This window comes from Kamptonema formosum PCC 10802, assembly GCF_000332335.1.
In the GTDB taxonomy this organism is placed as follows: Bacteria; Cyanobacteriota; Cyanobacteriia; order Cyanobacteriales; family Oscillatoriaceae; genus Oscillatoria.
This window is the reverse complement of sequence record NZ_KB235949.1, coordinates 203,880-225,668: the sequence shown is the minus strand read 5'-3', so window position 1 is coordinate 225,668 and position 21,789 is coordinate 203,880. Positions and strand designations below refer to the sequence as shown.

The 21,789-nt window shown below is 55.8% G+C and carries 18 protein-coding genes and 1 pseudogene; 12 read left to right on the top strand and 7 right to left on the bottom strand.

Features of this window, described 5'->3' with window-relative positions; translation table 11 throughout:
- Positions 1 to 229 precede the first annotated feature (229 nt).
- The 3 genes from OSC10802_RS0131605 (at position 230) to OSC10802_RS0131590 (ending at position 4,194) form a co-directional block, all read left to right on the top strand.
- The gene (locus tag OSC10802_RS0131605; protein ID WP_017720773.1) at positions 230 to 1,408 is read left to right on the top strand and encodes an FtsW/RodA/SpoVE family cell cycle protein; all 1,179 of its coding nucleotides are present in this window, start codon (positions 230 to 232) and stop codon (positions 1,406 to 1,408) included.
- A gap of 489 nt (positions 1,409 to 1,897) precedes the next feature.
- Positions 1,898 to 2,635 carry a cytochrome c biogenesis protein CcdA gene (locus tag OSC10802_RS0131595; protein ID WP_017720771.1) on the top strand — a complete coding sequence of 246 codons (738 nt, stop codon included), beginning with the start codon at positions 1,898 to 1,900 and terminating at the stop codon, positions 2,633 to 2,635.
- A 173-nt stretch (positions 2,636 to 2,808) separates the two neighbouring features.
- Positions 2,809 to 4,194: a cytochrome c biogenesis protein gene (locus OSC10802_RS0131590; protein ID WP_017720770.1), complete on the top strand. Its 1,386-nt coding sequence runs from the start codon at positions 2,809 to 2,811 to the stop codon at positions 4,192 to 4,194.
- A gap of 223 nt (positions 4,195 to 4,417) precedes the next feature.
- On the opposite strand, the gene OSC10802_RS0131585 is transcribed toward OSC10802_RS0131590, so the two are convergent.
- Both OSC10802_RS0131585 and queF read right to left on the bottom strand, forming a co-directional pair.
- The gene (locus OSC10802_RS0131585) at positions 4,418 to 5,188 is read right to left on the bottom strand and encodes a glutathione S-transferase family protein (protein ID WP_017720769.1); all 771 of its coding nucleotides are present in this window, start codon (positions 5,186 to 5,188) and stop codon (positions 4,418 to 4,420) included.
- 149 nt (positions 5,189 to 5,337) lie between these two features.
- Positions 5,338 to 5,778 (bottom strand): preQ(1) synthase, encoded by a 441-nt coding sequence (gene queF / locus OSC10802_RS0131580; RefSeq protein ID WP_017720768.1) that lies wholly within the window; start codon positions 5,776 to 5,778, stop codon positions 5,338 to 5,340.
- A 475-nt stretch (positions 5,779 to 6,253) separates the two neighbouring features.
- On the opposite strand from queF, the gene OSC10802_RS55080 reads away from it, so the two are divergent.
- Together OSC10802_RS55080 and OSC10802_RS55075 are read left to right on the top strand one after the other, a co-directional pair.
- Positions 6,254 to 6,838: a coiled-coil domain-containing protein gene (locus tag OSC10802_RS55080; RefSeq protein WP_017720766.1), complete on the top strand. Its 585-nt coding sequence runs from the start codon at positions 6,254 to 6,256 to the stop codon at positions 6,836 to 6,838.
- A pseudogene (locus OSC10802_RS55075) lies at positions 6,795 to 7,115 on the top strand (CHAT domain-containing protein); the annotation flags it as partial. The gene OSC10802_RS55080 and the pseudogene OSC10802_RS55075, both read left to right, overlap by 44 nt.
- A 71-nt stretch (positions 7,116 to 7,186) precedes the next feature.
- Here the strand turns inward: OSC10802_RS55075 and OSC10802_RS0131565 are convergent.
- Positions 7,187 to 7,444, bottom strand: coding sequence for a hypothetical protein (locus OSC10802_RS0131565; protein WP_017720765.1), 258 nt, complete (start codon positions 7,442 to 7,444; stop codon positions 7,187 to 7,189).
- A gap of 97 nt (positions 7,445 to 7,541) precedes the next feature.
- A complete protein-coding gene (locus OSC10802_RS55980; protein ID WP_255349212.1) occupies positions 7,542 to 7,667 on the bottom strand; it encodes a hypothetical protein in 126 nt (41 codons plus the stop codon).
- 140 nt (positions 7,668 to 7,807) lie between these two features.
- Here OSC10802_RS55980 and OSC10802_RS0131560 point away from each other — a divergent pair, with 140 nt between their 5' ends.
- Positions 7,808 to 11,683 carry a glycoside hydrolase family 2 protein gene (locus tag OSC10802_RS0131560; RefSeq protein ID WP_017720764.1) on the top strand — a complete coding sequence of 1,292 codons (3,876 nt, stop codon included), beginning with the start codon at positions 7,808 to 7,810 and terminating at the stop codon, positions 11,681 to 11,683.
- A 641-nt stretch (positions 11,684 to 12,324) separates the two neighbouring features.
- Here OSC10802_RS0131560 and OSC10802_RS51700 read toward each other — a convergent pair.
- The 3 genes from OSC10802_RS51700 to OSC10802_RS0131540 form a co-directional block, all read right to left on the bottom strand.
- Positions 12,325 to 12,600 carry a hypothetical protein gene (locus tag OSC10802_RS51700; protein ID WP_155968940.1) on the bottom strand — a complete coding sequence of 92 codons (276 nt, stop codon included), beginning with the start codon at positions 12,598 to 12,600 and terminating at the stop codon, positions 12,325 to 12,327.
- A 137-nt stretch (positions 12,601 to 12,737) separates the two neighbouring features.
- On the bottom strand, positions 12,738 to 13,184 hold the full coding sequence (speD, locus tag OSC10802_RS42755; RefSeq protein ID WP_017720762.1) for an adenosylmethionine decarboxylase: 447 nt from the start codon (positions 13,182 to 13,184) through the stop codon (positions 12,738 to 12,740).
- Between the two features lie 346 nt (positions 13,185 to 13,530).
- A complete protein-coding gene (locus OSC10802_RS0131540; protein WP_017720760.1) occupies positions 13,531 to 14,583 on the bottom strand; it encodes a pentapeptide repeat-containing protein in 1,053 nt (350 codons plus the stop codon).
- An 89-nt stretch (positions 14,584 to 14,672) separates the two neighbouring features.
- Between OSC10802_RS0131540 and OSC10802_RS51695 the strand changes: the two genes are divergently transcribed.
- The 6 genes from OSC10802_RS51695 (at position 14,673) to OSC10802_RS0131510 (ending at position 21,733) form a co-directional block, all read left to right on the top strand.
- Positions 14,673 to 14,840 carry a hypothetical protein gene (locus OSC10802_RS51695; RefSeq protein WP_017720759.1) on the top strand — a complete coding sequence of 56 codons (168 nt, stop codon included), beginning with the start codon at positions 14,673 to 14,675 and terminating at the stop codon, positions 14,838 to 14,840.
- A gap of 1,092 nt (positions 14,841 to 15,932) precedes the next feature.
- Positions 15,933 to 17,327, top strand: a complete 1,395-nt coding sequence (locus OSC10802_RS0131525; protein ID WP_017720757.1) for a PAS domain S-box protein — start codon at positions 15,933 to 15,935, stop codon at positions 17,325 to 17,327.
- A gap of 407 nt (positions 17,328 to 17,734) precedes the next feature.
- Complete coding sequence (locus OSC10802_RS48165) at positions 17,735 to 18,028, top strand: recombinase family protein (RefSeq protein ID WP_082218440.1); 294 nt, start codon at positions 17,735 to 17,737, stop codon at positions 18,026 to 18,028.
- A 30-nt stretch (positions 18,029 to 18,058) separates the two neighbouring features.
- Positions 18,059 to 18,331 carry a recombinase family protein gene (locus tag OSC10802_RS53490; protein ID WP_198525332.1) on the top strand — a complete coding sequence of 91 codons (273 nt, stop codon included), beginning with the start codon at positions 18,059 to 18,061 and terminating at the stop codon, positions 18,329 to 18,331.
- Positions 18,231 to 19,421 (top strand): RNA-guided endonuclease InsQ/TnpB family protein, encoded by a 1,191-nt coding sequence (locus OSC10802_RS46890; protein ID WP_198525331.1) that lies wholly within the window; start codon positions 18,231 to 18,233, stop codon positions 19,419 to 19,421. Before OSC10802_RS53490 ends, OSC10802_RS46890 begins: the two co-directional genes overlap by 101 nt.
- Positions 19,422 to 19,561: 140 nt before the next feature.
- Positions 19,562 to 21,733, top strand: a complete 2,172-nt coding sequence (locus OSC10802_RS0131510) for a putative bifunctional diguanylate cyclase/phosphodiesterase (protein ID WP_232731862.1) — start codon at positions 19,562 to 19,564, stop codon at positions 21,731 to 21,733.
- Positions 21,734 to 21,789 lie beyond the last annotated feature (56 nt).

Here is a 21,789-nt window from a genome sequence, read left to right as displayed (position 1 = left end):
GAGCCGGCCTCTTTTTTATTTGAAGATTTATAGGGTACTGAGAAACCCGGTTTCTTAAAGAAACCGGGTTTCTGGCCCCCTGAGCGCCCTCAAAAGTCTATTGACATTATTCCAAAAATGTGGTAAGTAACTGCCGCACTTGAAAAAGAAACCGCATTTCTTGGGGAAAGCCGGTTTATAAACTGAAGAGAGATCAGATAAAATCACAAATCGATAGAATGCTGCGCTTGTGAATATAAGCCGCCTGATACTCATCGTTGACCCCTCCGTGCGAGAGTGGTCCTGGGAAGCCCGCTGGCTGCGATGGTTAACCTTCCTGTGGCTGTTCGCGGGGCTAGTCGTCATGTTTTCTGCCTCCTACCCCAGCGGCTATACCGAGCATGGCGATGGGCTGTACTACTTCAAGCGCCAGGTGATGTGGGCTTTAGCCGGCTTGGTGGGCTTCAACATCCTGGTTCACTCCCCCCTGCGCTACATCTTGGGGCTAGCCGACTGGATTCTCCTGCTGCTGCTGGGGCTGATTTGGCTGACGATCGTTCCGGGACTGGGAACCACCGCCTATGGGGCAGCCCGCTGGCTAGCCGTCGGGCCGGTGGCAATTCAGCCCTCGGAATTAATCAAACCCTTCCTAGTGCTGCAAAGCGCCCGCATTTTTGGCCAGTGGAACTACCTGCCCTGGCGAATCCGCCTCCGGTGGGTGGGGATTTTTGCGATCGTACTCTTAGGCATTTTGATGCAGCCCAACCTGAGCACGACGGCGCTGTGCGGCATGAGCCTGTGGTTGGTGGCCCTTGCCGGTGGCCTACCCTCCGCTTACCTGGGGGGAACCGCCCTCGGGGGGCTGCTGCTGGCAACGCTAAGTGTCAGTTTCCGCGAGTACCAGCGCCGGCGGATCATGTCCTTTCTCAACCCCTGGGCGGATCGCAACGGAGATGGCTACCAGCTGACTCAAAGTCTGATGGCGGTGGGTTCTGGCGGCACTTGGGGCTCAGGTTTCGGGCTGTCTCAGCAAAAGTTGTTTTACCTGCCCATTCAGTACAGCGATTTTATCTTTTCCGTCTTTGCCGAAGAGTTTGGCTTAGCCGGCTGCGTGCTGCTGATGCTGCTGATCGCCACTTACGGCACAATCGCCCTGAGAGTCGCCCTGAAAGCTGACAGGACTGTACACCAGCTCGTCGCCACCGGCGCGATGGTGTTCATGGTTGGGCAGTCCCTGCTCAATATTGGCGTGGCCACCGGCGCTCTCCCCACCACCGGCTTGCCCCTCCCCCTGTTCAGCTATGGCGGAAGTTCCATGATTGCCAGCTTGCTGATCGCCGGTTTGCTGATTCGCGTGGCGCGCGAGAGTGGCGGCGCTGACGTGCTGTCTCTGGAGGAGCGCCGGCAAAAACGCCGGCAGCGCCGGTAGGGTTCGCGCTCTCCTTCCAGGTCAGGCTAAACGCGCTCGGGCAATTTCGGGCAACTCAACTGAATTCAACAGATTTGAATGCCCAGTTCCAACAACAATATGTCGCCTTGATTAATTCCCATTCCCCTTTCAGAATGTGCCGGTGCTGTTTGAGAATACTGCGACAAACAGCTTGCTCTTCCTCACCGATAAGTTCGGCGCAGTTCATAAGCAGGGGGCGCTGTTCTTGGAAAAGCACCCTACTTTCCTTTTGCTATAGCGGTTTTCATCCGAGGTGAGGTGCTGAAAAACCCGGTTTTTTAAAGAAACCGGGTTTCTGGACTTACTTTTCTTCTTGGCGTCCCTTCACGGGGGCGGTTCATTATTAAAATAAATCCCGCTATATTTGCAAAAGTGCTGCCCTCCGCCGGCTCTCACCGGCATCCCGACCGGCTCTCAACCCTCAGGTAAGTTACAATGCTACATGATTGGGCATTCCACGAGCCAAGCATGATTGAAACTTTACAAACTGAACTGTACCACCTGCAGCAACTTGCCAACAGCCTCGTCTCCACCCAGCTGACTCACCTCACCGCGCTGAGCGCCGGCGTGATTTTTAGCGCCGGCTTGCTCACCAGCCTCACCCCCTGCACCCTCTCCATGCTGCCCATCACCATAGGCTATATCGGCGGCTACGAAGCCAAAAGCCGCCTGCAAGCCGCCGCCCAGTCCACTTGGTTCTCCCTGGGACTGGCCACCACCCTCGCCGGCTTGGGCATCCTCGCCGCCGCCGCCGGCTCTGTCTATGGCCAAATTGGCATCGGCTTGCCGGTGATTGCCAGCATCATCGCCATCATCATGGGGCTGAACCTCCTCGAAGCCCTCCCCCTCCAGTTACCCTCCCTCACCGGCACCGAATTCATCTCTAAAGATTGGCCCGATGGCGTGCGCTCCTATCTCCTCGGACTCACCTTTGGCTTGGTGGCGTCTCCTTGCAGCACTCCTGTTCTGGCAACTTTGCTGGCTTGGATTTCCTCTACAAAAGACCCTATTTTGGGCAGCGTTTTGCTGCTGTCTTACACAGCCGGTTATGTCGCCCCCCTGATTCTCGCCGGCACCTTTACTGCTACGATTAAAAAACTCCTAGAACTGCGCCGGTGGTCTGGCTGGATAACGCCGGTCAGCGGTGCCCTGTTAGTGGGGTTCGGCGTGTTTTCCCTGCTGTTTCGCCTGCTGCCGGCAATTTAGCTATTATTCCCGACGTAGGACAGGCGTCCCGCCTGTCCCCTATCCTCAAAATCCAATTCCGACGTAGGACAGGCGTCCCGCCTGTCGGGAGGTAAAATTTCTAGTGAAGCTTATTCCTGTCTGCCCACTCAACTGTTATTTTCTATTAGCTATTAGCTCCTGATACTTGACAAATGACCGCGCAAGATTCGTTTTTCTCCAATATCTCTAATTTGTGGTTGGTTCCCGTGCGGTTTGTCCGCAGAGAAGTGGTGCCGGTGGTTGCAGATTTGCGGCTGGCAATTCTTCTCCTGCTGGCGATTGCCATCTTCAGCATTTCTGGCACGGTGATCGAACAGGGTCAATCTCTAGAATACTACCGGTCTAACTATCCAGAACACCCCGCCCTGTTTGGCTTCCTGACTTGGAAAGTAATTCTGTTTGTGGGATTAGACCATGTATACCGCACTTGGTGGTTTCTGTCAATCCTAATTTTGTTCGGAACTAGCTTAACCGCCTGCACGTTTACGCGCCAGTTTCCCGCGCTGAAAGCAGCTCGCCGGTGGAAATTTTACAGCCAGCCGCGCCAGTTCGAGAAGCTAGCTCTCAGCGCTCAGCTGAAGAGTGTTGAGATGAATTCCTTGGAGCAATTGCTGCAAAACCGGCGCTATCGGGTGTTTCGCGAAGGCGACTCGCTCTACGCTCGCAAGGGATTGATAGGGCGGATTGGCCCGATTGTCGTGCACGCCAGCATGCTGATTATTCTCGCCGGCGCGATTTTGGGAGCCATGACCGGCTTTCTGGCGCAAGAAATGGTTGCCAGTGGCAACAGCTTTCAAGTCAAGAATATCATCGATGCCGGTCCGGGAGCTGCATCCCAGATTCCCAAAGATTGGTCAGTGCGGGTGAATCGCTTCTGGATTGACTACAAGCCAGACGGAAATATCGACCAATTTTACTCCGATCTGTCTGTTTTGGACAAGCAAGGCGAGGAAGTTGACCGCCAGACGATCTACGTCAACTCGCCGCTGCGCTACCGGGGCGTGACTTTCTACCAGACAGACTGGGGAATCGCCGGCATTCGGGTGAGGATTAATAACAGTCCGATATTGCAACTCCCGATGGGTCAGCTGGATACCAACGGCAAAGGGCGGCTGTGGGGAACTTGGATTCCCACTAAGCCGGATTTGAGTGCCGGTGTTTCTATTCTAGCAAAAGATTTGCAGGGTATGCTGCTGATTTATGATGCTTCGGGAAAGTTGGTTAATACCGTTCGCGCCGGCATGTCAGCAGAAGTCAACGGCGTGACGCTGAAAGTCCTCGAACTTATCGGCAGCACCGGCTTGCAAATCAAAGCCGATCCGGGAATCCCGATTGTTTACACCGGCTTTGCCTTGCTGATGGCGAGCGTCGTGATGAGCTATTTCTCCCACTCCCAAATTTGGGCGGTGGAAAAAGACGGTCAACTTTATGTGGGTGGCAGGACCAATCGGGCGCAAGTTGCCTTCGAGCGCGAACTGATTGACATGTTAGACCGGCTGGCGCAGCCGAGTGCCGGTGCGAGCAGCAGCGCTTCCTAAATTGTAGCGTTCCCTTTGGGAACGCACCCTACTTCTCAGGACTGGGAACGATGAAAAAAACCGCGCATATCCCGAGAGTCTCGCTCTTCTATGAAAGCCCGCGTAGGCGGGCTTTGTTTGTATAGCCGCGATTTATAATCGCCAGGTTTCTAGCAAAAAGAGAGAGAATTTAACAAATCATTTAGACCTGCTAAACCGTCTCTAATTGATGTGTGAAAACCTTTTACTGCAGGCGCTCGTCGCGAAACAGGCGCAAGGCGTATTTTCCGGCGGGAGTTTCCCGCAGCGCCTCGATTGTCGCCTGCATTTCGCCCGGGATTTCGCTTAACTCGGGCAGCCAAGTGCCATACTCGGAAGGCCACACTGCAGGAGCGGCGAGACAGGCAAAGGTGAGATCTGCTGCTGAGAAACTATCCCCAACAAGGTAAGTGCGCCCATCCGCAAGCATCCCGCTCACTTCCTCGAAGATGCGCTTAATTTTCTCTTGCGCTGCTGTTGCGGACTCCGCTGTAATGTTCATCCAGGGACGCATGGCGGCTTCAATGCATGGAAAGACAATCGCAAACACCTGTTGCTCCAACGGCTCCACACCGTCGCAGAATATTTTCAGCATCAGTTCGCGGTTATCGAGAAGGTAAAAGTAGAACCAAACTCGCGTGCTAGGGCCGAGTTGAGTGTCGAATAAATCTTCCAGTTTTTCCACTTCACCCCGCAAGTTTGCGTCAGCGGGGTAGAGTTTTTTCGCTGCCGGTGCGAGAGTATCGAGATAATTTAAGATGTCAGTTGAGTCGCTAAAAACACCCGCCTCCGTCACGAGAACGGGAACGGTTGTGCCGCCGCCACTCTGGCTCGTCGCCAGCCGGTGCAGCAGCGGCACATGGCGCTCTTCGATATAGGGAATCGCAAGCCGGTGGAGCGCCCATCGGGCTTTTTCGCAGAAATGGCTGATTGAGATAGTAATCAGGCGAGAAGATGGGTTAGTTTGGGCACTCATATTATGTCCGGTTGCATTGATTTTCTCTAATTATATGGGATGGTTATGCAAATTCACCGCCGCACAGCGCCTGGGGCGAACTCCCTTTTTTTCTCCCCCTCGCCCCAGGCGGCGAGGGGGTAGGGGTGCCGGGTTCCGTGGCTCAAACCCTACTTGCGGTGGCGGACTTCAATGACGGTGTGGACATTGCCGCGAGGGGAGAAATCTCCCTTGACGGTGACTTCCAGGGGATTGCAGGCGGCTACGAAGTCATCTAAGATTTGGTTGACGGATTCTTCGTGGGAGATGTAGCGATCTCGGTAGCTGTTGATATAGAGCTTGAGCGCTTTGAGCTCCACGACTCGCTCGTCAGGCGTATAGGTGATGTGGATCGTGGCAAAGTCAGGATAGCCGGAAAAGGGACACTTGCAGGTAAACTCTGGCAGGGTTATGTTGATGTCGTAGCGCCGCCCCACTCGCGGATTGGGGAAGGCGATCAGCTGTCCTTCGGCAATCTGGCGTTCGCCGTACTTGATTGCAGGGGTAACGCCGGCGGTGGGTGCCGGTGGCAAATCTTGCTGGAAATCTTGCTGGGTTGGGGAGTGGCTCATATCAATGCTCGATTTTGGATTTTAGATTTCCGATCGGGGATTTATGGCTGAAACATAAGTATAGTAATAGTTTCAGCTTTTGGCAACCGGCTCTTTAATTTATACTGTTCAGCCGGATCTCACCGGCTGGCCGGTCGGCTAACGCCATAATTAGAGCTGGGTGGCAGATGTTACCCGCCAGTGTTTGCAAACCCTCCTTCACAAGACGCAATGCGCGTTCTGCAACAGACAGCCCTCTCACCCCCTGTTTTGCCGCACCGTGAGGCTGCCGGCGGTACTGTGGGGTGTGACCCCCGCCCCCTCGGGCGCTGGGGCTGGTGCGGCTAATATGAAGGATATTTATGAATTTTTTAGAGAATTTCTTGACGGAGAGCAGCTCTGGTTGTTCTAATCTGAGTCAGGATTTCCTACAGTCACGCCCCCTGAAAGCAATTGTGCTTAAGTTCAGCCCTTGAATCCAGATACCGAGCCTACTATGCGAAATGGTACTGCCTCTGGCAATCACACGCCACACGAAACTCACGGCTACTCCCCTTCTGTACCCATTTCCGTCTACCGGCAAGTGACGGCAGACTTAGAAGCGATGAAAGCCCAAATGGAGGCTCTCAACGCCCAAAACCTGCACTTAGCCAGAGAAAACCAGCAGTTGCGCCAGGAAATCGACAAAGTTATTCAGATCGCCTACCGCCTGCAGCAGATTCAAAACACACTGCCTCCGTTCAACCCGAATATGCCACCGCCACCACCGGCACCCAACCCGCCAGTGAGTGCCGAACCCCCTCACCCCAGTCACAGCTCGCCAGCGGGCATCCCTCAGAGCGCCGGCATCGGGAACGAGACGAGCAACCCTTTTCCCTTTATGGATTCTAGCTCCTCTAGCTCACCCCTGTCCGAGCGACTGTTTACAGAGCAGCAAGAAATCCGCCCCAGTCGCGGGTCAAAACCACCGCGGACTTCCGATATGGCCGGAGTGTGGCTCGTCGTTTTCCTGGTCGCAATCGTACTCTCCGCTTTTGGTGCCGGCTATTTTGTCGTGCGCCCGATGTTCCTCAAGCGCTGAGGCAATTTTCTTGTCCCCTTTCTGTGGGAGGCGGCACTCCTGTGCTGGCGGAAAGCAGAAATTCTTCATTTCTCTTTCCGCCAGAATCCTTCTTGCTAGTCTGAACGCCCAAGCTCTCGCGCTTTCTGCCTGTCAAACCGGCTTGGGAGACTCCGTGCGAGGCGAAGGTTTGGTGGGATTGACAAGAGGTTTCATGTCTGCCGGCACTTCCCGTCTGGTGTCAATTTTCTCCTATAAAATGCTATCCCAAGGAATGCCGCCCGCGCCCGCCCACCGGCCACCGCCAAGCTTTTCTCAGTTGCGGCTATAAATTCCTCAGCAGGCTCCTCTCGCCGGCAACCTGCGACCTTATATGCCGGCACATTCTCCCATGATACTAAGATAGCTCAAACTGCCCGCTCTGTCAACCATTTCGGAAAAAATATTACAAACATTCTCTCCTCTTCCCTTGGCGAACAGGCGCGTCTTGGCGGTTCCCTTCATAAACCAACTCCTCCGCCGGTGACACTTCTTTAAATTCGTCAGACTGCTTCTGTCGCCCTCTCGCCGGCAGCCGGCGACCTTATCTGCCGGCACCTTATATGCCGGCACCTTATATGCCGGCACATTTTCCCATAATACTAAGATAGAGCAACATGCCGGTCCTGTCAATAGTTTCGGAAAAGATTTTTCCGACTTTCGCTCCTCTGCCCAAGGCGATCCTTCACGGTGGCGGTTCGCTCCACCAGGCGATTGCCGGTCGGTGAGACAGCCGCGCCGGTGGAGGAAGGCAGCAGCCGAAGCCGGACACGCCGCAGCCCCGCACACCGGCACTCTCAAAAGCAGGCATTCCTCAGTAAAAACCCGGTTTCTTTTTTCCCAAACAAATGAGAGAGTAGGAGAGTGGGAGAGTGCGAGAGCAGGAGAGTCAGAGAAGGGCAGATAAAATAACCGGCTGTCTTGACAACTTGCTCCCTTGAATGACGCTTTATGAAAAGTAAACTTGCCAAACGCCTGGGACTATTTCTGCTGACCGTCACGATATGCGCCTGTGCAGCCGGCGCATTTAAAGACAGCGGCACGGCAAATTGCCCACCCATCGCTGCCAGCGCAAATACAGCCTTTGAGCCGGTCAAAATCCCCAATAGCAAACGCGGCGAAATCTACCTGAACGGAGTTTGGAAGTTTATTCCAGCAGTGGGCCCCTCCGAGGCGTCGCCCCCACAAAACGGCTGGGGTTCCATCACCGTACCAGGTGACTGGCAGCGCGAGAAACATCAATCCATACCCGGACTGATTTCTCGCGGCACCGGCCCTGAATGGGACAGCTTCGACGGCAAACAGCTGTCCAAAGCGTGGTATCAGCGCACCGTCAGCATCCCCGCCGGCTGGCAGGGGCGAAAAGTAGTGCTCGATCTCAGCAGAGTCAGCACCGATGCGACAGTCTATGTCAACGGCATCCAGTGCGGCGAAATAAACTGGCCCTATGGGGCAGCCGACATCACCAAAGCCGTCAAACCGGGTTCAGACGCTGTTCTCAGCTTGCTGGTTGTCGCCGCCAGCAACGAAAAAGAAAAAACCGCGATCATGGGGCCCAACGAGGTGTACAAAACCCCAGCCAAACTGGACTCGCGGGGAGTGATCGGCGAAGTGCGGCTGCTGGGCCTGCCTGCCGGCCCCCGCGTCAGCGACGTATTCGTGCAGCCCTCCACCAGGCGCAAGCAAATCAAACTCGACGTTGAACTGTCGAGCGTCACTTCTGCCGGCACCGTTCAACTCACCGGCAAAATGCTTGACTCGCAAGGGAAAGTCGAAAAGCAATTCACCGCCACCGCCAGCGTGGAAGCCAAACCAACTCAAACCCTTCAAGTCACCTGGGACTGGCCCAATCCCCGCCTCTGGGACGCTGGCAGCCCGAAGTTGTACACCCTGCGCCTGGAAGTCAGAGGCAGCGGCATCGACGACGAATACGACCAGCAATTTGGCTTCCGCGAATTCTGGATTGAAGGGCGGAAATTCTACTTAAACGGCAAAGAAATTCGCCTGCGACCGGTACTGCACCAGGATGAGTGGCAAGGTTGGGCGGTGGGGGTAACAGAAGTCCAAGACCGGATGATTGACGGCTATTTGTGGGCCGGCTTCAACATCGCCGAAATGTGGCCCTGGAACCCCTACGAACGCGGCAGGTGGCACTTCCGGGAACTGTTCGCCTCCCGCGCCGACCTCAAAGGCTTCCCCCTCATCGGGCCATCTGTGGGAATGTCTCATATCGCTTCCCCTAAAGGGTGGGGCAACCTGGAAGACCGGCAGCGCTGGGAGGCGCAAATGGTGACAGAACTGCGCCGCTACCGCAATCACCCGTCAATCCTGATGTGGGCCAACAGCCCCAACGCTTTCGGCCACGGCGATGACCAGAATCCCCTGAGAATCGGCAAAAAAAAGGTGGAAGGCCAGCTAGAAAAGAACGGAGACTGGCGGGTGAGGAATGTGTATCCCATCGCCGAACAGGCTATTGGGATTGTCAAACAGTATGACCCGACGCGACCGGTGATGACGCACCAAGGGGGGCCGGTGGGCGATGTCTACGCTCTTAACTCTTATTTAAATATGATTCCGCTGCAAGAGCGGGAAGAGTGGCTGTCCGACTGGGCGAAGAACGGCGACATGCCCTATATGGTGGTGGAGTTCGGCACCCCACTGCACACAACAATGATGCGCAGCCGAAACGGCTTTCGCAATGCCATTGTCAGCGAACCGCTGATGACTGAGTTTAGCGCTATTTATTTTGGTAAGCAAGCTTACGAGCTCGAAACTCCCGCCTACCGGCAAAAAATTCGCGAGCTGTTTGTTAAAGAGCAGCAGTACCGCAGCTGGCAAGGCAGCGACGAACTGGATTTTGCCCCAGCGTTCCAGAAGTTGCAGGAGCTTTTCAGCACCAATACTTGGCGCAGCTGGCGGACTTTTGGCATCACCGGCGGCATGATTCCCTGGAGCAATGGACACGGCTGGCAAGTGTCGGATGCCGGCAGGCAGACTGTGGATATTGGCCCGTTTCAGCCCAACCGGCGCGGCGTGTATCTCCCGAAAGTGCGCAAGTCTTTATGGCACTATTTGCAGATGGAGGGGAATATTATCCACCCGGGCGGCAGAGCCATCCTGCAAAACAATGCCCCGACTCTGGCTTGGATTTCTGGGCCACAGTCAGCGCCGGCGGCGAAAGACCGCAATTTTGCGGCGGGAGGGAAACTGCAAAAGCAAGTTGTGCTGATTAATGATACTGGGGCGAGGCAGGAGTTTTCCTTTGACTGGGAGGCGATCGTCGGCGGTAAGCCGGTGGCGACTGGCTCGAATAAGGGAACTATCGAGACGGCGCAAAATCTTTTCTTTCCGCTGGAGGTGAATTTGCCTGCAAAGCTGGCAGCTGCAAAGGTGGATGGAGAAATTCGCCTCACCGCTCGTTTTGACAAATGCCAGCATCAGGATAACTTCTCCTTCCGCGTTTTCCAGAAATTCCCAGCCCCAACAGCAGAAAACTCCACAGTTGCTGTGTTTGACCCCGCCGGCAAGACGGCACGCATGCTACAGCAATTGGGATACACTGTTGTGCCGTGGGACGGATCTTCCGCCCCCCGCCTTTTGGCCATCGGTCGGGAAGCGCTCTCTGGGGGCAACCAGTTACCAGGGAGTTTGGAAGCGTTTGTCCGCAATGGCGGCAAGGCTATTGTTTTCACGCAAAATCCGGAATGGATGCGCAGCGCTCTCGGCTTTCGCGTCGCGCCGCACCTCAGCCGCCGCGTCTTCCCGGTTGACGCAACTCATCCAGCGCTGAGGGGATTGGATGAGCTGGATTTGCGGGACTGGAAGGGGGAAAGTTCTCTGGTGGAAGCTTATCCTAACACGCTCAATGGCGGGGTGAAGCTTAGCCCTCACAGCGCTCCTTGGTACGGCTGGCACTGGGGGAATCGGGGCGCTGTCAGCAGTGCGCCGGTGGAGAAGCCGCATTTGAGTGGGTGGCGACCGATTTTGGAGTCGGAGTTCGATTTGGCTTATACGCCGCTGATGGAACTCGATTATGGCAAGGGGCGGCTGATTTGGAATGCGCTGGATTTGGAAGACCATGTGTCTTCCGATGCGGCGGCGGCGAAGCTGGCAAGGCAGATTGTGGGGTACGCCCAAACATCTGTTTTGACGCCAATGGGCAGCAACACTGTTCTGATTGGCAGCGATGCGGATGCGGCTAAGCTCGACCGGCTGGGGTTGGTTTACCAGCGGGCGGATTCTCTGGCAAATGATGCCGGTCTGGTTATTGTTGGTGCGGAGTCGAATGTCAGCGATGAGCAGTTACGCGGGTATTTGAGTGCCGGTGGGAAGGTGTTTTTCTTGTCGCGCCGCTTACCTGAGGCGGTTTTGGGGGTTCGCCTGCGGGAGGTGCGGAATTTCGGCGGTTCTTTGAAGGTGCCTTCTTGGGCGGAAACTCGCGGTTTGAGCGCTTCTGATTTGCGCTTTCGTGCTCCAATGGATGCGTGGCTGATTGAATCTGGCGGTGAGGTGGCGGCTGACGGGCTTTTGAGTCGGGCGGTTTTGGGGAAGGGTGTGGCGATTTTCTCGCAGATTGACCCGGATGGTTTGAATGCGGATGTTAATACTTATTTTCGCTATACGCGCTGGCGGCAAACAAGGGCGCTGGCGCAGATTTTGGCGAATATGGGTGCGAGCTTTAAGGCTGACAGCCGCTTTTTCCAGCTAGCCGGTGGAGCGCCCGAAGCAGCTGCAGCCGGCACGGCAAACCCGGCGAGTTTCTATCACCCCGATTACCGCACAGATTTTGACCTTGGCGACGATCCCTATCGCTATTACCGCTGGTAAGTCAGTCTAGCGGTTTTCAATGATTTGTTAAACTTATGGGTGGGAGAAAGCCGGTTTCTTTGACAGACCGGCTTTCTCCGCTCTCACAATTCAAATATAAGCGCGATAGAGGGTTTGTTTCATCTCGATTTTTATAGCAGCAGTCATATTGGTTAGAACAGTAGAAGCTTCGGGAGCTCTGGAGCAAGGGAGGCCGGAATGTAGGTTTCTTAAATGCTTACTGCTATATAGACGTAGGTACGGCGTCCGCCGAGCCTGAAGGTCTAATGTTCTAATCTTATTGGCTGCTGCTATAATGCAAATTAAGTGTAATAGACCTTGATAGGCCCACCGGCTCTCAGGCCGGCTAGATTACATAAAATTTAAATTAATCCTCACCGCCTCTTAACCTCTGGGGACTGCCGGCAGGATATTCTGCTAACGGTATCTAAAGTTACAGAAATTTTGGCTCTATTCATCCCCTCTGGGAGCTAGGGCACCGGCCCCCCGAGTTTTTGTAGCGCAGGTATCCAAACCGGCTAGCGCCTTCAGGGTACGAATAATAGCAGAAAAATTTCTCTCACTTCACGACGATCTCACAGGAGGCCCCACCTATGGAATTCTCTTATCCCGGTATCAGGTACGAACCAGATCGGCTCCCCCTAGAAACGAGCGAGGGGGATACCACCGGCAAAACTTGGGGGAGCCATTGCGGATTGCGCTATCCCAGACACATTCCCGTCCCTCAGCTCCTTCGAGCGCTCAGGGAGCGCGCCTTGACTCGTCCAACCGGCACCGAGATGGAAAACAGAGCCAATTCCGCCTCTCGTCTTGCGCTCCAGGAAGAGCCGGCCAAGATCCATTACAAAAATCTTTGCCGCAACATAGAACGCCGGCTGGAAGTAGCCAGAAGGCAGGGAAATGAAAAGTTGATTCAACTTTTAGAAGCTGAATTTGAGCAGGTATCTCGAAGCTGGCAGTAGTTTTGTTTATTAAAAAGGTTGGGAATTGGCTGAAAGCCAAACCCCAACCCACATCAGACATCAAATTCAAAAAGATGCCTGCACCTTCCCTCTCATCCCCGGACTCCAGCTTCCAGGGGACGGGCCACAACCTGCTCCGTATAAACAGGCTCTTCCATACCCATCGCTGGAAGGACGCTGTCGCGTCCCGCTTCGCTATCGAACCCACGCGGAATCTCTCTCATTGTTACCTGCCCAGCTTGCAGGGCCGTTTTGAGTATGTGCATCGCCCGCTTTGGCTCTCCCGCACCGCAGAAAAACAGGTCGGCGGCAAAATAGCCGTATTCTGGCCATGTATGGATGGCGATATGGGACTCAGCTAAAGTAGCTGTTGCCGTCACTCCGTGGGGACTGAACTGATGAACACACAGATCAATGAGAGTTGCGCCTCCTGCTGAAATCGCATCTAACAAGGCGCGGCGGATGCGTTCAGGGTCGTTGAGAAGCTCGCCAGGAGACTGCCAAGCATCAACAACCAGATGGGTTCCCATTTGTTTCATTCTGCCCGTAACACTCCACCCGAATAGATCGCAAACTTTTGCATTATATCACGATTTCCATACGCGCTCAAGCCGAAACGAAACGTTATAAACCGCTCTCCGGTTAAATTTTTGTTAAGTTTTGTTGCGCAGCCAGTGGGGGCGGGGGCCATTGAGAAAAAAAAGCCGCCGGCTGCCCAAAGCCAGAGCGGTGCCGGTGGCAAAATGCTATAATATGGAACCCAACAAGAAGTGTGGGTGAGAGAAGAAGGAACAGGGAAACAGCTGGCCCTCTTGGGACCCCCCAGAGCGACCGAGTTCCGCAGCCTGCCGGCTGGCCGCTCTCCCTGGAGAGCAGCAGGCGCAACTAAGAGTGAGTGGTGCCAGACGGGAGGATGGCCCCAGCGAGAAATGCCTGACTCAAACAAGCGCCGCTGAGGTTGGCTCCGATGAGGTTAGCCTCAGACAGGTTGGCCCCACTTAAGTCGGCTCCCCGGAGGCAGGCCAGCAGCAAGCCGGCGGCCCCCAAGTTGGCCCCTTGAAGGTTAGCATCCCGCAAAGAAGCCTCCACCAGGCAAGCGCCGGACAGGTTAGCGCCACTTAAATTAGCGCCCCGCAGGTCTGCCTTGCTCAGTTCAGCGCCGCTCAAATCTGCGCCGGTGAGCTGGAGGCCGCTGAGATTCGACCGGCTCAAATTGGCCAAACGCAAGTCAGCCGCCCTGAGGTTGGCGTCATTAAGAGTGGCGGCACTGAGATCTGCCCCGCTGAGATTAGCGCCGCCCAGGTTAGCGCCGCCCAGGTCAGCTTCTCGCAAAGAAGCCTCACTCAAGTCAGCCTCAGCCAGATTCGCACCCCTGAGGCAAGCGCGGTTCAGGTAGGCCCGAATCAGGCAGGCCCGAGTCAGGCAAGCCCCTGTGAGATTGGCCTCACTGAGAACAGCCCGGTTCAAGTTCACCGCGCACCCAGTCACGCCGGTGAGAGTGGCGCGACTCAAAGAAACGCCACTGAGCGCGCTCTCGGTCAGGTTGGCTGCCGTCAAATCTGCGCCCACCAGGGTAGCGCCGGTGAGAGTGGCCTGACTGAGGTCGGCGCGCTGGAGAATCGCGCCGCCGAGACTGGCCCCACTCAAGTCCGCCTCCCTGAGGATGGCCCCAGTCAGCGCCGACCGGTTGAGGGCAGTCTCAATCAGAGTGGCTCCAGAGAGATTGGCCCCACTCAGATTTGCCTCACCCAGGTTAGCGGCGATCAGTTTAGCCATCGTTAAATTCGCCCCCCTGAGATTGGCCCCCTTGAGATTTGTCCGGTTCAGATTCACCTGAGACAGGTTGGCCCGGAGCAACTGAACTCCGGGAAAATCTCGCTCTCCTTGTGCGTGGCGACTCAAAAGTTCACTAGCACTCACAAGTTCATTAGTATTCATAAAGATTTGCCTGATTTACCTTAAGGTTTGGAGTTGCCAGGCTCTACCTACATAAACTTCTGAGGAAAAGTTCATGTGTGAGTCAAAGAATGGATAGCAAAAAACAGTGGCAAAGGCGGGTGAATGCCAATCAGCGGCGGGGTTCAAGCCTGCGCCAAGACCTCGGTGAGAAACCGGGGTTCTCGCTCAAATTTAAGCGGGTTGCCCTGAAAAGCCAAAAAGCCGGTTTCTTGAACCTGCCAAAGGCTAGCAAATAGAACCCGAGCCGCAATCAGCACCACAGCCAAAGCCCGAAGCGCGAGCGCTCTGTTGAGGATGGTCGCAACAACAGCGCCCCGCAGGGCTAAATGGAGTCATTCCCCCAGTAGGGACAGCTGCGCCCCACTAGGTGTGCTCCGCTCTTTTAGCTGCAATGAGACGCTCACGCCCGGGCAGCCAGTGCTCAGGTTGCTGATTCGCAATCATGCACGCCTTAATTTCCTGTGGTTTTAAACTTTACTCAAATGGCCATCAGTCGCGGCACCGGTGCCGCGAGTCGCGGTCTGGACGGGTAGTTGGGACGTTTGTGCGGTATCTTGAGCCCCTGCAAGGGCCCTCAACCCGTGTCACCTCCCCTCACTGGTCCAGATATAACCCAATTGGAAAAACATTTCCAGCCAATACTGACGTTTGCTTGGTTTTTCAGCCCCTCGCAGGTCTTACCAAAAAAGGAAGCCCAGCCTTGCGCTCGGCTCTGTCCAGACAGACGGCAGGCCCCCCACTCAAACAAGCCGGAGGCGATCGTAGCAATCTGGCGCTAGGGTTGCAGCGGGATAGGGCTTCGCCCGCGCCCCGATGTCAGGCGCACTCGCGCACCGGCACGCGCGCTCCTCACCGGGGGTGGGGATCTGCTGTCAACTGCCCCATAATTAATAAAGATAATCGCTGGCAGCGAGCCGTTGCAAGCTAGGGGGCAGGGGAATCCTGTTGGCAGATCCCCAACCGGCTCCCCTCTGACCCGGGAAGAGCGGGCCCCTGTGACGCTCAAATCTCTCCTCAGAGGCCGCTTTGATTGCCCACTCTTGACCTTAACCGATTCAATTAGAATCTCATTTCTGGTGGGGGCAGAAGGTTTTTATCTCGGGTCAATACCCGCAGGCCCAAAGCTTGCAATCATTCCTCAACCCTCCCCCCTCGCGGAACCTTCAATCCCCACTCAGCACGAGCGGGCTGGGGACTGAAGACACCGGTTGTGCTGCGCCCCAGACTGTGTTTGTTTAATTTTTCCAGGTTAAAAACGCAAGCCTTAGAGGAGTTGACCGTGAGGGCGGGTAGGAAAGGCTTAGAAATGGGAATAATAAAGGGCATCTATGAAAAAATCTGAAAAGGAAAAAAAACAGATGACGGAACTCTACCTGACAGGAGCAGAAATGGAAGCCTATTTCGACCTGTCAGCTGATTTATTTTGCCGGATTGGCAGCGACGGCTATTTTGAAAAATTGAACGGGCAGTGGGAAAATATTCTGGGATGGACGCCATTGGAATCTCGCTCGGAGCCTTGGATTAATTTCGTGCATCCGGATGACGCCTCAGCTACCTTGATCGCGATAGCACAGTGCGGGGCGGGCAAAGTTTGCCAGTTTGAAAATCGCTACCGCCATAAAAATGGCCTGTACCGGTGGCTGTCTTGGAAGGCGACGGGAACTGAAAGTGGGTGGTTCGCCCTCGCCAAAGACATTACCGCCAACAAAAGATTAGAGCGCCAGATGTCCAGGCAGCAGGAACGCCTGAACGCATTTTTCACCTGCGCTCCCGTGGGTGTGGCTATCTTGGACAAACAGCTGCGGTTCGTTCAAGTCAATCAGGCACTCCTCGCTGTCAGCGGGGGGACGGCACCCGTTTATTTCGGCAAAACCTTCAGGGAAGTTTTGCCCCTGCTGGCACCGGCTGTGGAGCCCCTGCTGCAGGGGGTGCTGGCCAGCGGCGCTCCCGCCCTCAACGCCGAGTTGAACACCGGCCTTGACCTGTCTGCCCGCAGCACGTGGCAAGCTTCTGTTTTTCCCATACAGGACGAGGAGGGACAGTTCAAAAGTATTGGCCTGATCCTGGTAGAAATCACCAGCCGCGTACAGGCTCAAGAGGCGCTGCGCCACCGGCTGGCGGTGGAAGAAGCCGTCGCCCTCATCTCCAGATTGTTCGTCTGGGGGCAAGTCTCACTCCATAAAGTGCTGGAAATCCTCGGACAAGCCGTCGCCGCCAATCGGGCTTACATCTTCGAGTTCTCCCAAGACGGCGGCAAGGCCCACAACACCCATGAGTGGTGCGCCCCGGGAACCCCACCGCACGCCCTTCGCCTTCAGGAACTGGATACGGCCCAGTTTATTTGGTGGGCCCAGCAGCTATCTCGCGGCCAAAACATTATTATATCCGATATGTCAGCGCTGTCGGGAAAGGCTGCCGGCGAGAAAAACATGCTGGCAAACCGCAGCCCCCGCCCCAGCGATGTCCGCTCCTTACTGGCGGTTCCCATCCATTCCACCACCGGCACCCTGCTGGGCTTTATAGGCTTTGACGACACCGAAAAATGCCGCACCTGGCTGCCTGAGGAGGTGCGGGTGCTGCGTGCCGTCAGCGAGATGATCGCCTCCGACTGGGAGGCACAGCAGGCAAAAGCAGAACTCAGTCAGGTCAATCGCACCCTCAGGGATCGCAACTTGTCCCACCCAGAACCGCTGCCACTGAGCTCCGAATCCGAGTTGCCCTAGGAGATGGCTTTTCCCCCCCACCGGGCGTCCTGCAGCGCGGCGGTTGCGGCCTCACCTGTGATAGGCTGGAAACAGCCCTGGCTGTGAGCGCCGCCTCCGACCGGCCTGTCCGGAATATTCTCCGGGCCTTTTGATTCCCGGCCTGATTGAGAGCCCTAGCGCGGCAAAGATGCCGGTGCGCGGACCGAGGCTCTCGAACAGCCAAAGCGAGCTGCCGGTGGAAATGGCCTCAAGAGTGCGCTTCGATAGCCAAACTTCCTAAAGCGAATGCAGAAAAAAACATCGCGACAGGTTCCTCAAGTCTCCCTCTGCCCGCACGAGCGCCGACAAGAAACCCAACCCCCTTGACAGGGTTGACAGCAGCAGATGATTTGCTATCATTAGATGTAGTTCATTATAGTTTTCTAATGGCCGACGTCCGATTACGGAAAGCAGTCGAGTATTTTGGGCTGCACCCCACAACGCTCAGGAAGTTTGCAGATGAAGGAAAAATCAAAAGCATCCGCACGCTATCGGGGCAGCGTCTCTTCGACATCGGGGGGATGGGAGGGGATTCAGCTGCAACTGCCACTGTTTGCTACTGCCGGGTCAGCTCAGCAAAACAAAGAGACGACCTCGCCCGTCAAGTTGAGTTCATGCTCGAGCGCTACCCCGGAGCTGAAATCATCCAAGACAGTGGCTCAGGACTTAACTTCAGGTGAAAAGGGCTGCGCGCCTTACTGGTCAGACTTATGCGCGGCGATAAGCTCACACTTGTGGTTGCCTGCCGTGACAGGCTCTGCCGATTTGGATTCGAGCTGTTTGACTTCATGGCGCAGCAAAACGGTGGAAAACTCCTGGTTCTCAGCCAACCCCCTCACTGCCCGGAATCCGAACTCACAGAGGATCTTCTCGCCATCCTCCATGTCTGCCGCTTCGCTCAAGCAAACTACAGCTGCCGCATGCACGGACGATTGCGATACCGCAAGGAAATCTCGGAAGATCCGGATATTCCCAAGCCCTAGCCAGAAGGCGCTTTTGAAACAGTGGTTTGGCGTATCCAGGTATACGTACAATCACACTATCAAATACCTTCAGCAGCCAGAAACACAGGCAAAATGGATGGCTGTCGCTCCCATCGTTATGGGAGCCTTGCCTGAATGGGCGCTCTCGGTGCCCTATCAAATCAAGAAAATTGCAGTCAAAGACGCTTGCACTGCTGTTCGGGAAGCTAAGCGCGGATTTGCCAAAGACGGGCAGTTTCGCAAGTGCAAATTTCGCAGCCGTAGGGACAGGCAGCAAACGATCTTTGTCCCTAAGACCGCAATTAGCCAGCGCGGCATCTATCACACGCTTTTGGGGGAGATGCGCTTTGATGAGACTCTTCCGGAAGACTTTAGCGATGGCCGCCTAACGATGGCCTATGGAGAGTATTACCTGATAATCTCCCAAGAAGTGCAGCCGCGCCAGCCCGAAAACCAAGGGCGGGTGGTTGCCTTAGATCCCGGTGTCCGAACCTTCATGACTTTTTTCTCCGAATCGTCTTGTGGGTGGATTGGCGATGACGCCAATCTGCGGATTCAAAAGTTCTGCTTTAAGCTTGACCGCCTTATCTCAAAAATCAGTAAAGCCAAGTCAGCCCAAAAGCGGCGCTTCAAAAAAGCTGCTGACCGCATCCGATGCAAAGTGCAGCATCTGGTCAAAGAGCTGCACCACAAGACGGCCAAATTCCTTGTCGAAAACTTTGACGTAATTCTCCTGCCGAGCTTTGAATCGTCACAGATGGTGAGCAAGTCCCGGCGCAAAATCAAGTCCAAGACTGTGCGCCAGATGCTGACCCTATCTCACTATGCGTTCAAGAAGCACTTGGAGTGGAAAGCTTGGGAGACAGGCAAAATCCTCCTGTCCGACATCAATGAAGCTTACACTTCCAAGACCGTCTCTTGGACTGGCGAGATTGTCAAAATCGGCGGGGCGGGGGTCATTGAGTCCGAAATCGACGGGCGAGTCATGGACAGGGATCTGAATGGTGCTCGCGGGATCTTCCTGCGGGCATTGGTTGATACGCCTTGGCTGAGAGCTAGCCTCCCAGCTTATGTATTTGTTACCAATTGATAGCAATTGATAGCAAAAATGTATCGGATGCTAGATTTGACTCAGTTATAGCTATTCCGGACACACCTTTGATGCCGCAAGGCGTTGAGCAGAGCAAGAGCTGCGGATTTTAATGGCCGGAGATTCAGGAGAGAGCTATCTTGGACACACCTTTGATGCCGCAAGGCGTTGAGCAAGAACTCCGGGTTTTAATGGTAGAAGATTCAGAAGACGGCGCGCAACTGCTGCGGCGGGAACTGGAGCGCGGCGGTTACGAGGTGAAGTTTGAGCGTGCCGGGACAGCACCGGCAATGAATGCTGCGCTCGACCGGCACAGCCCGGATCTGATCCTAGCGGACTGTCACTTGCCGCAGTTGAGCGCCCTAGAGGCATTAAAGCTCGTTCAGGAAAGAGGGCTGGACGTGCCCTTCATTATTGTCTCAGAGCCTCTGAGGGAGGAAGAAGCCATCGCCGCCATGAGAGCCGGTGCCGGCGATTACATCATCAAAGACAACCTGGCCAGACTCGTGCCTGCCGTTGAGCGGGAGCTGCGCTCGGCGGCAGGGCGGGAGCGCCGGCTGTCTGCGGAGGAAGCGCTGCGGGCGTCTGAGCGCCAGCTGAGAGCGATCTTTGACAGCGCCCCCGACGGGATGATTATTTTAAATGACCGGGGCGAGCAGGTCAAGGTGAACCCAGCCGCCTGCGCCCTGTTCGGGCTGCCGGCGGAAGCGCTCCTGGGGCATTCTGCTGCCGACTTTTTAGCGCCAGGCAGCAATTTCGCAGAATTCTTGCAGACTTTGCAGGAAAAAGGGCAGGCCACCGGCGATCTGCGGCTGCAGCTGCCAGACGGAGCGGGCAGGGATGTCGAGTGCAGCGCAACGGCAAATTTTCTCCCGGGCTTGCATTTGGCGGTGCTGCGCGACATCACCCTCCGCGTGCAAGCGGAGGAGCAGCTGCTGTATAACGCATTTTACGATCCCCTGACCGGTTTGCCCAACCGCGCTTGGTTCCTCAACTGCTTGGGGCGTTCCATCCGGCAGGCGAAACGCTCCGGTGGCTCTTTATTTGCCGTGCTGTTACTGGACTTAGACCGCTACCAGATTGTCAAGTACAGCTTCGGACACCTGGTTGGCGACCAGCTGCTGGTGGCCACGGCTCGCCGCGTCGGGGCGTGCCTGAGCGCCAAGGATATTATTGCCCGCTTCGGAGGGGACGAGTTCGCCATTCTGCTGGCAGATATCCAGGAAGTGGGGGACGCCCGGGCGGTGGCTGACCGCATCCACCAAGAGCTGGCGTGGCCTTTTCACTTCAATGAGTGCGAGCTGTTCACCTCTGCCAGCATCGGCATCGCCCCCAGCACCATCGGCTACGACCAGCCGGAGGACTTCCTGCGCGCCGCCGATACGGCCATGCATGACGCCAAGAAGCAGGGCGGAGCCCGCTCTATTGTGTTTGAAACCGCGATGCACACCCGCGCCGTAGCGCTGCTGCAACTGGAAACCGACCTGCGGCGAGCCCTGGAACGCCACGAGTTGCGCCTGCACTACCAGCCGATTGTCTCCCTGAGCACTGGCTTGGTTGCCGGTTTCGAGGCGCTGGTGCGCTGGATTCACCCAGAGCGGGGCTTGGTTCCCCCCACCGAGTTTATCTCTGTCGCGGAAGATACCGGGCTGATCGTACCCCTGGGCGCTTGGGTGCTGCGCGAAGCTTGCCGGCAGTTGCGCCACTGGCAGGGGATTTCCCCGGCTCTGCGAGCTTCGGGAGCAAACCCTCTCGAACCGCTGACGGTGAGCGTCAATCTTTCCGCCATCCAATTTGCCCAACCCGGTCTGCTGGCGCAGATTGACCAGATCCTGCACTCCACCGGCGCAAACCCTAGGGCTCTGAAGCTGGAAATCACCGAAACCGCCATTATGGAAGCCGCTGAATCCACCACAGAAAACCTGCTCCAGCAGCTGAAAGACCGGCAGATTCAGCTGTGCATTGATGATTTTGGCACCGGCTACTCCTCTTTGAGCCGGTTGCAGCGCTTGCCTATTGATACCCTGAAGATTGACCGGTCTTTCGTCACTCAGATGGGGGTTGAGGGTGGCTGCGCCCCCCTGGAGATTGTCCGCACTTGCGTCGCCCTGGCTCACAATCTGGGAATGAATGTGGTGGCGGAAGGGGTGGAAACCGCCGAGCAGCTGGCTCAACTGCGCGATCTGGGATGCGAGTATGGCCAGGGATATTTGTTTTCTAGGCCGGTGGATGCTGAGGCGGCTGAGGCGCTGATTGGCGTGTGTTTCAGTCCCGCTGTCGGGATTGCAGCGACCGAGCGGGCACAAGGTTAACTCACCCCCCCACCAACGCATTTAATTTGCCGTTTTAATGTTTTTATAAAACCTGT

Bases quoted from the DNA above. Each gene is read 5' to 3' on its own strand.
- OSC10802_RS0131560 (WP_017720764.1), top strand. From the start codon at position 7,808: ATGAAAAGTAAACTTGCCAAACGCCTGGGACTATTTCTGCTGACCGTC.
- OSC10802_RS0131525 (WP_017720757.1), top strand. From the start codon at position 15,933: ATGAAAAAATCTGAAAAGGAAAAAAAACAGATGACGGAACTCTACCTG.
- OSC10802_RS0131540 (WP_017720760.1), bottom strand. From the start codon at position 14,583: ATGAATACTAATGAACTTGTGAGTGCTAGTGAACTTTTGAGTCGCCAC.
- OSC10802_RS55080 (WP_017720766.1), top strand. From the start codon at position 6,254: ATGCGAAATGGTACTGCCTCTGGCAATCACACGCCACACGAAACTCAC.
- OSC10802_RS0131595 (WP_017720771.1), top strand. From the start codon at position 1,898: ATGATTGAAACTTTACAAACTGAACTGTACCACCTGCAGCAACTTGCC.
- OSC10802_RS51695 (WP_017720759.1), top strand. From the start codon at position 14,673: ATGGATAGCAAAAAACAGTGGCAAAGGCGGGTGAATGCCAATCAGCGG.
- OSC10802_RS48165 (WP_082218440.1), top strand. From the start codon at position 17,735: ATGGCCGACGTCCGATTACGGAAAGCAGTCGAGTATTTTGGGCTGCAC.
- OSC10802_RS53490 (WP_198525332.1), top strand. From the start codon at position 18,059: ATGCGCGGCGATAAGCTCACACTTGTGGTTGCCTGCCGTGACAGGCTC.
- OSC10802_RS0131585 (WP_017720769.1), bottom strand. From the start codon at position 5,188: ATGAGTGCCCAAACTAACCCATCTTCTCGCCTGATTACTATCTCAATC.
- OSC10802_RS55980 (WP_255349212.1), bottom strand. From the start codon at position 7,667: ATGCCTGCTTTTGAGAGTGCCGGTGTGCGGGGCTGCGGCGTGTCCGGC.
- OSC10802_RS46890 (WP_198525331.1), top strand. From the start codon at position 18,231: ATGTCTGCCGCTTCGCTCAAGCAAACTACAGCTGCCGCATGCACGGAC.
- queF (WP_017720768.1), bottom strand. From the start codon at position 5,778: ATGAGCCACTCCCCAACCCAGCAAGATTTCCAGCAAGATTTGCCACCG.
- speD (WP_017720762.1), bottom strand. From the start codon at position 13,184: ATGAAACAAATGGGAACCCATCTGGTTGTTGATGCTTGGCAGTCTCCT.
- OSC10802_RS0131590 (WP_017720770.1), top strand. From the start codon at position 2,809: ATGACCGCGCAAGATTCGTTTTTCTCCAATATCTCTAATTTGTGGTTG.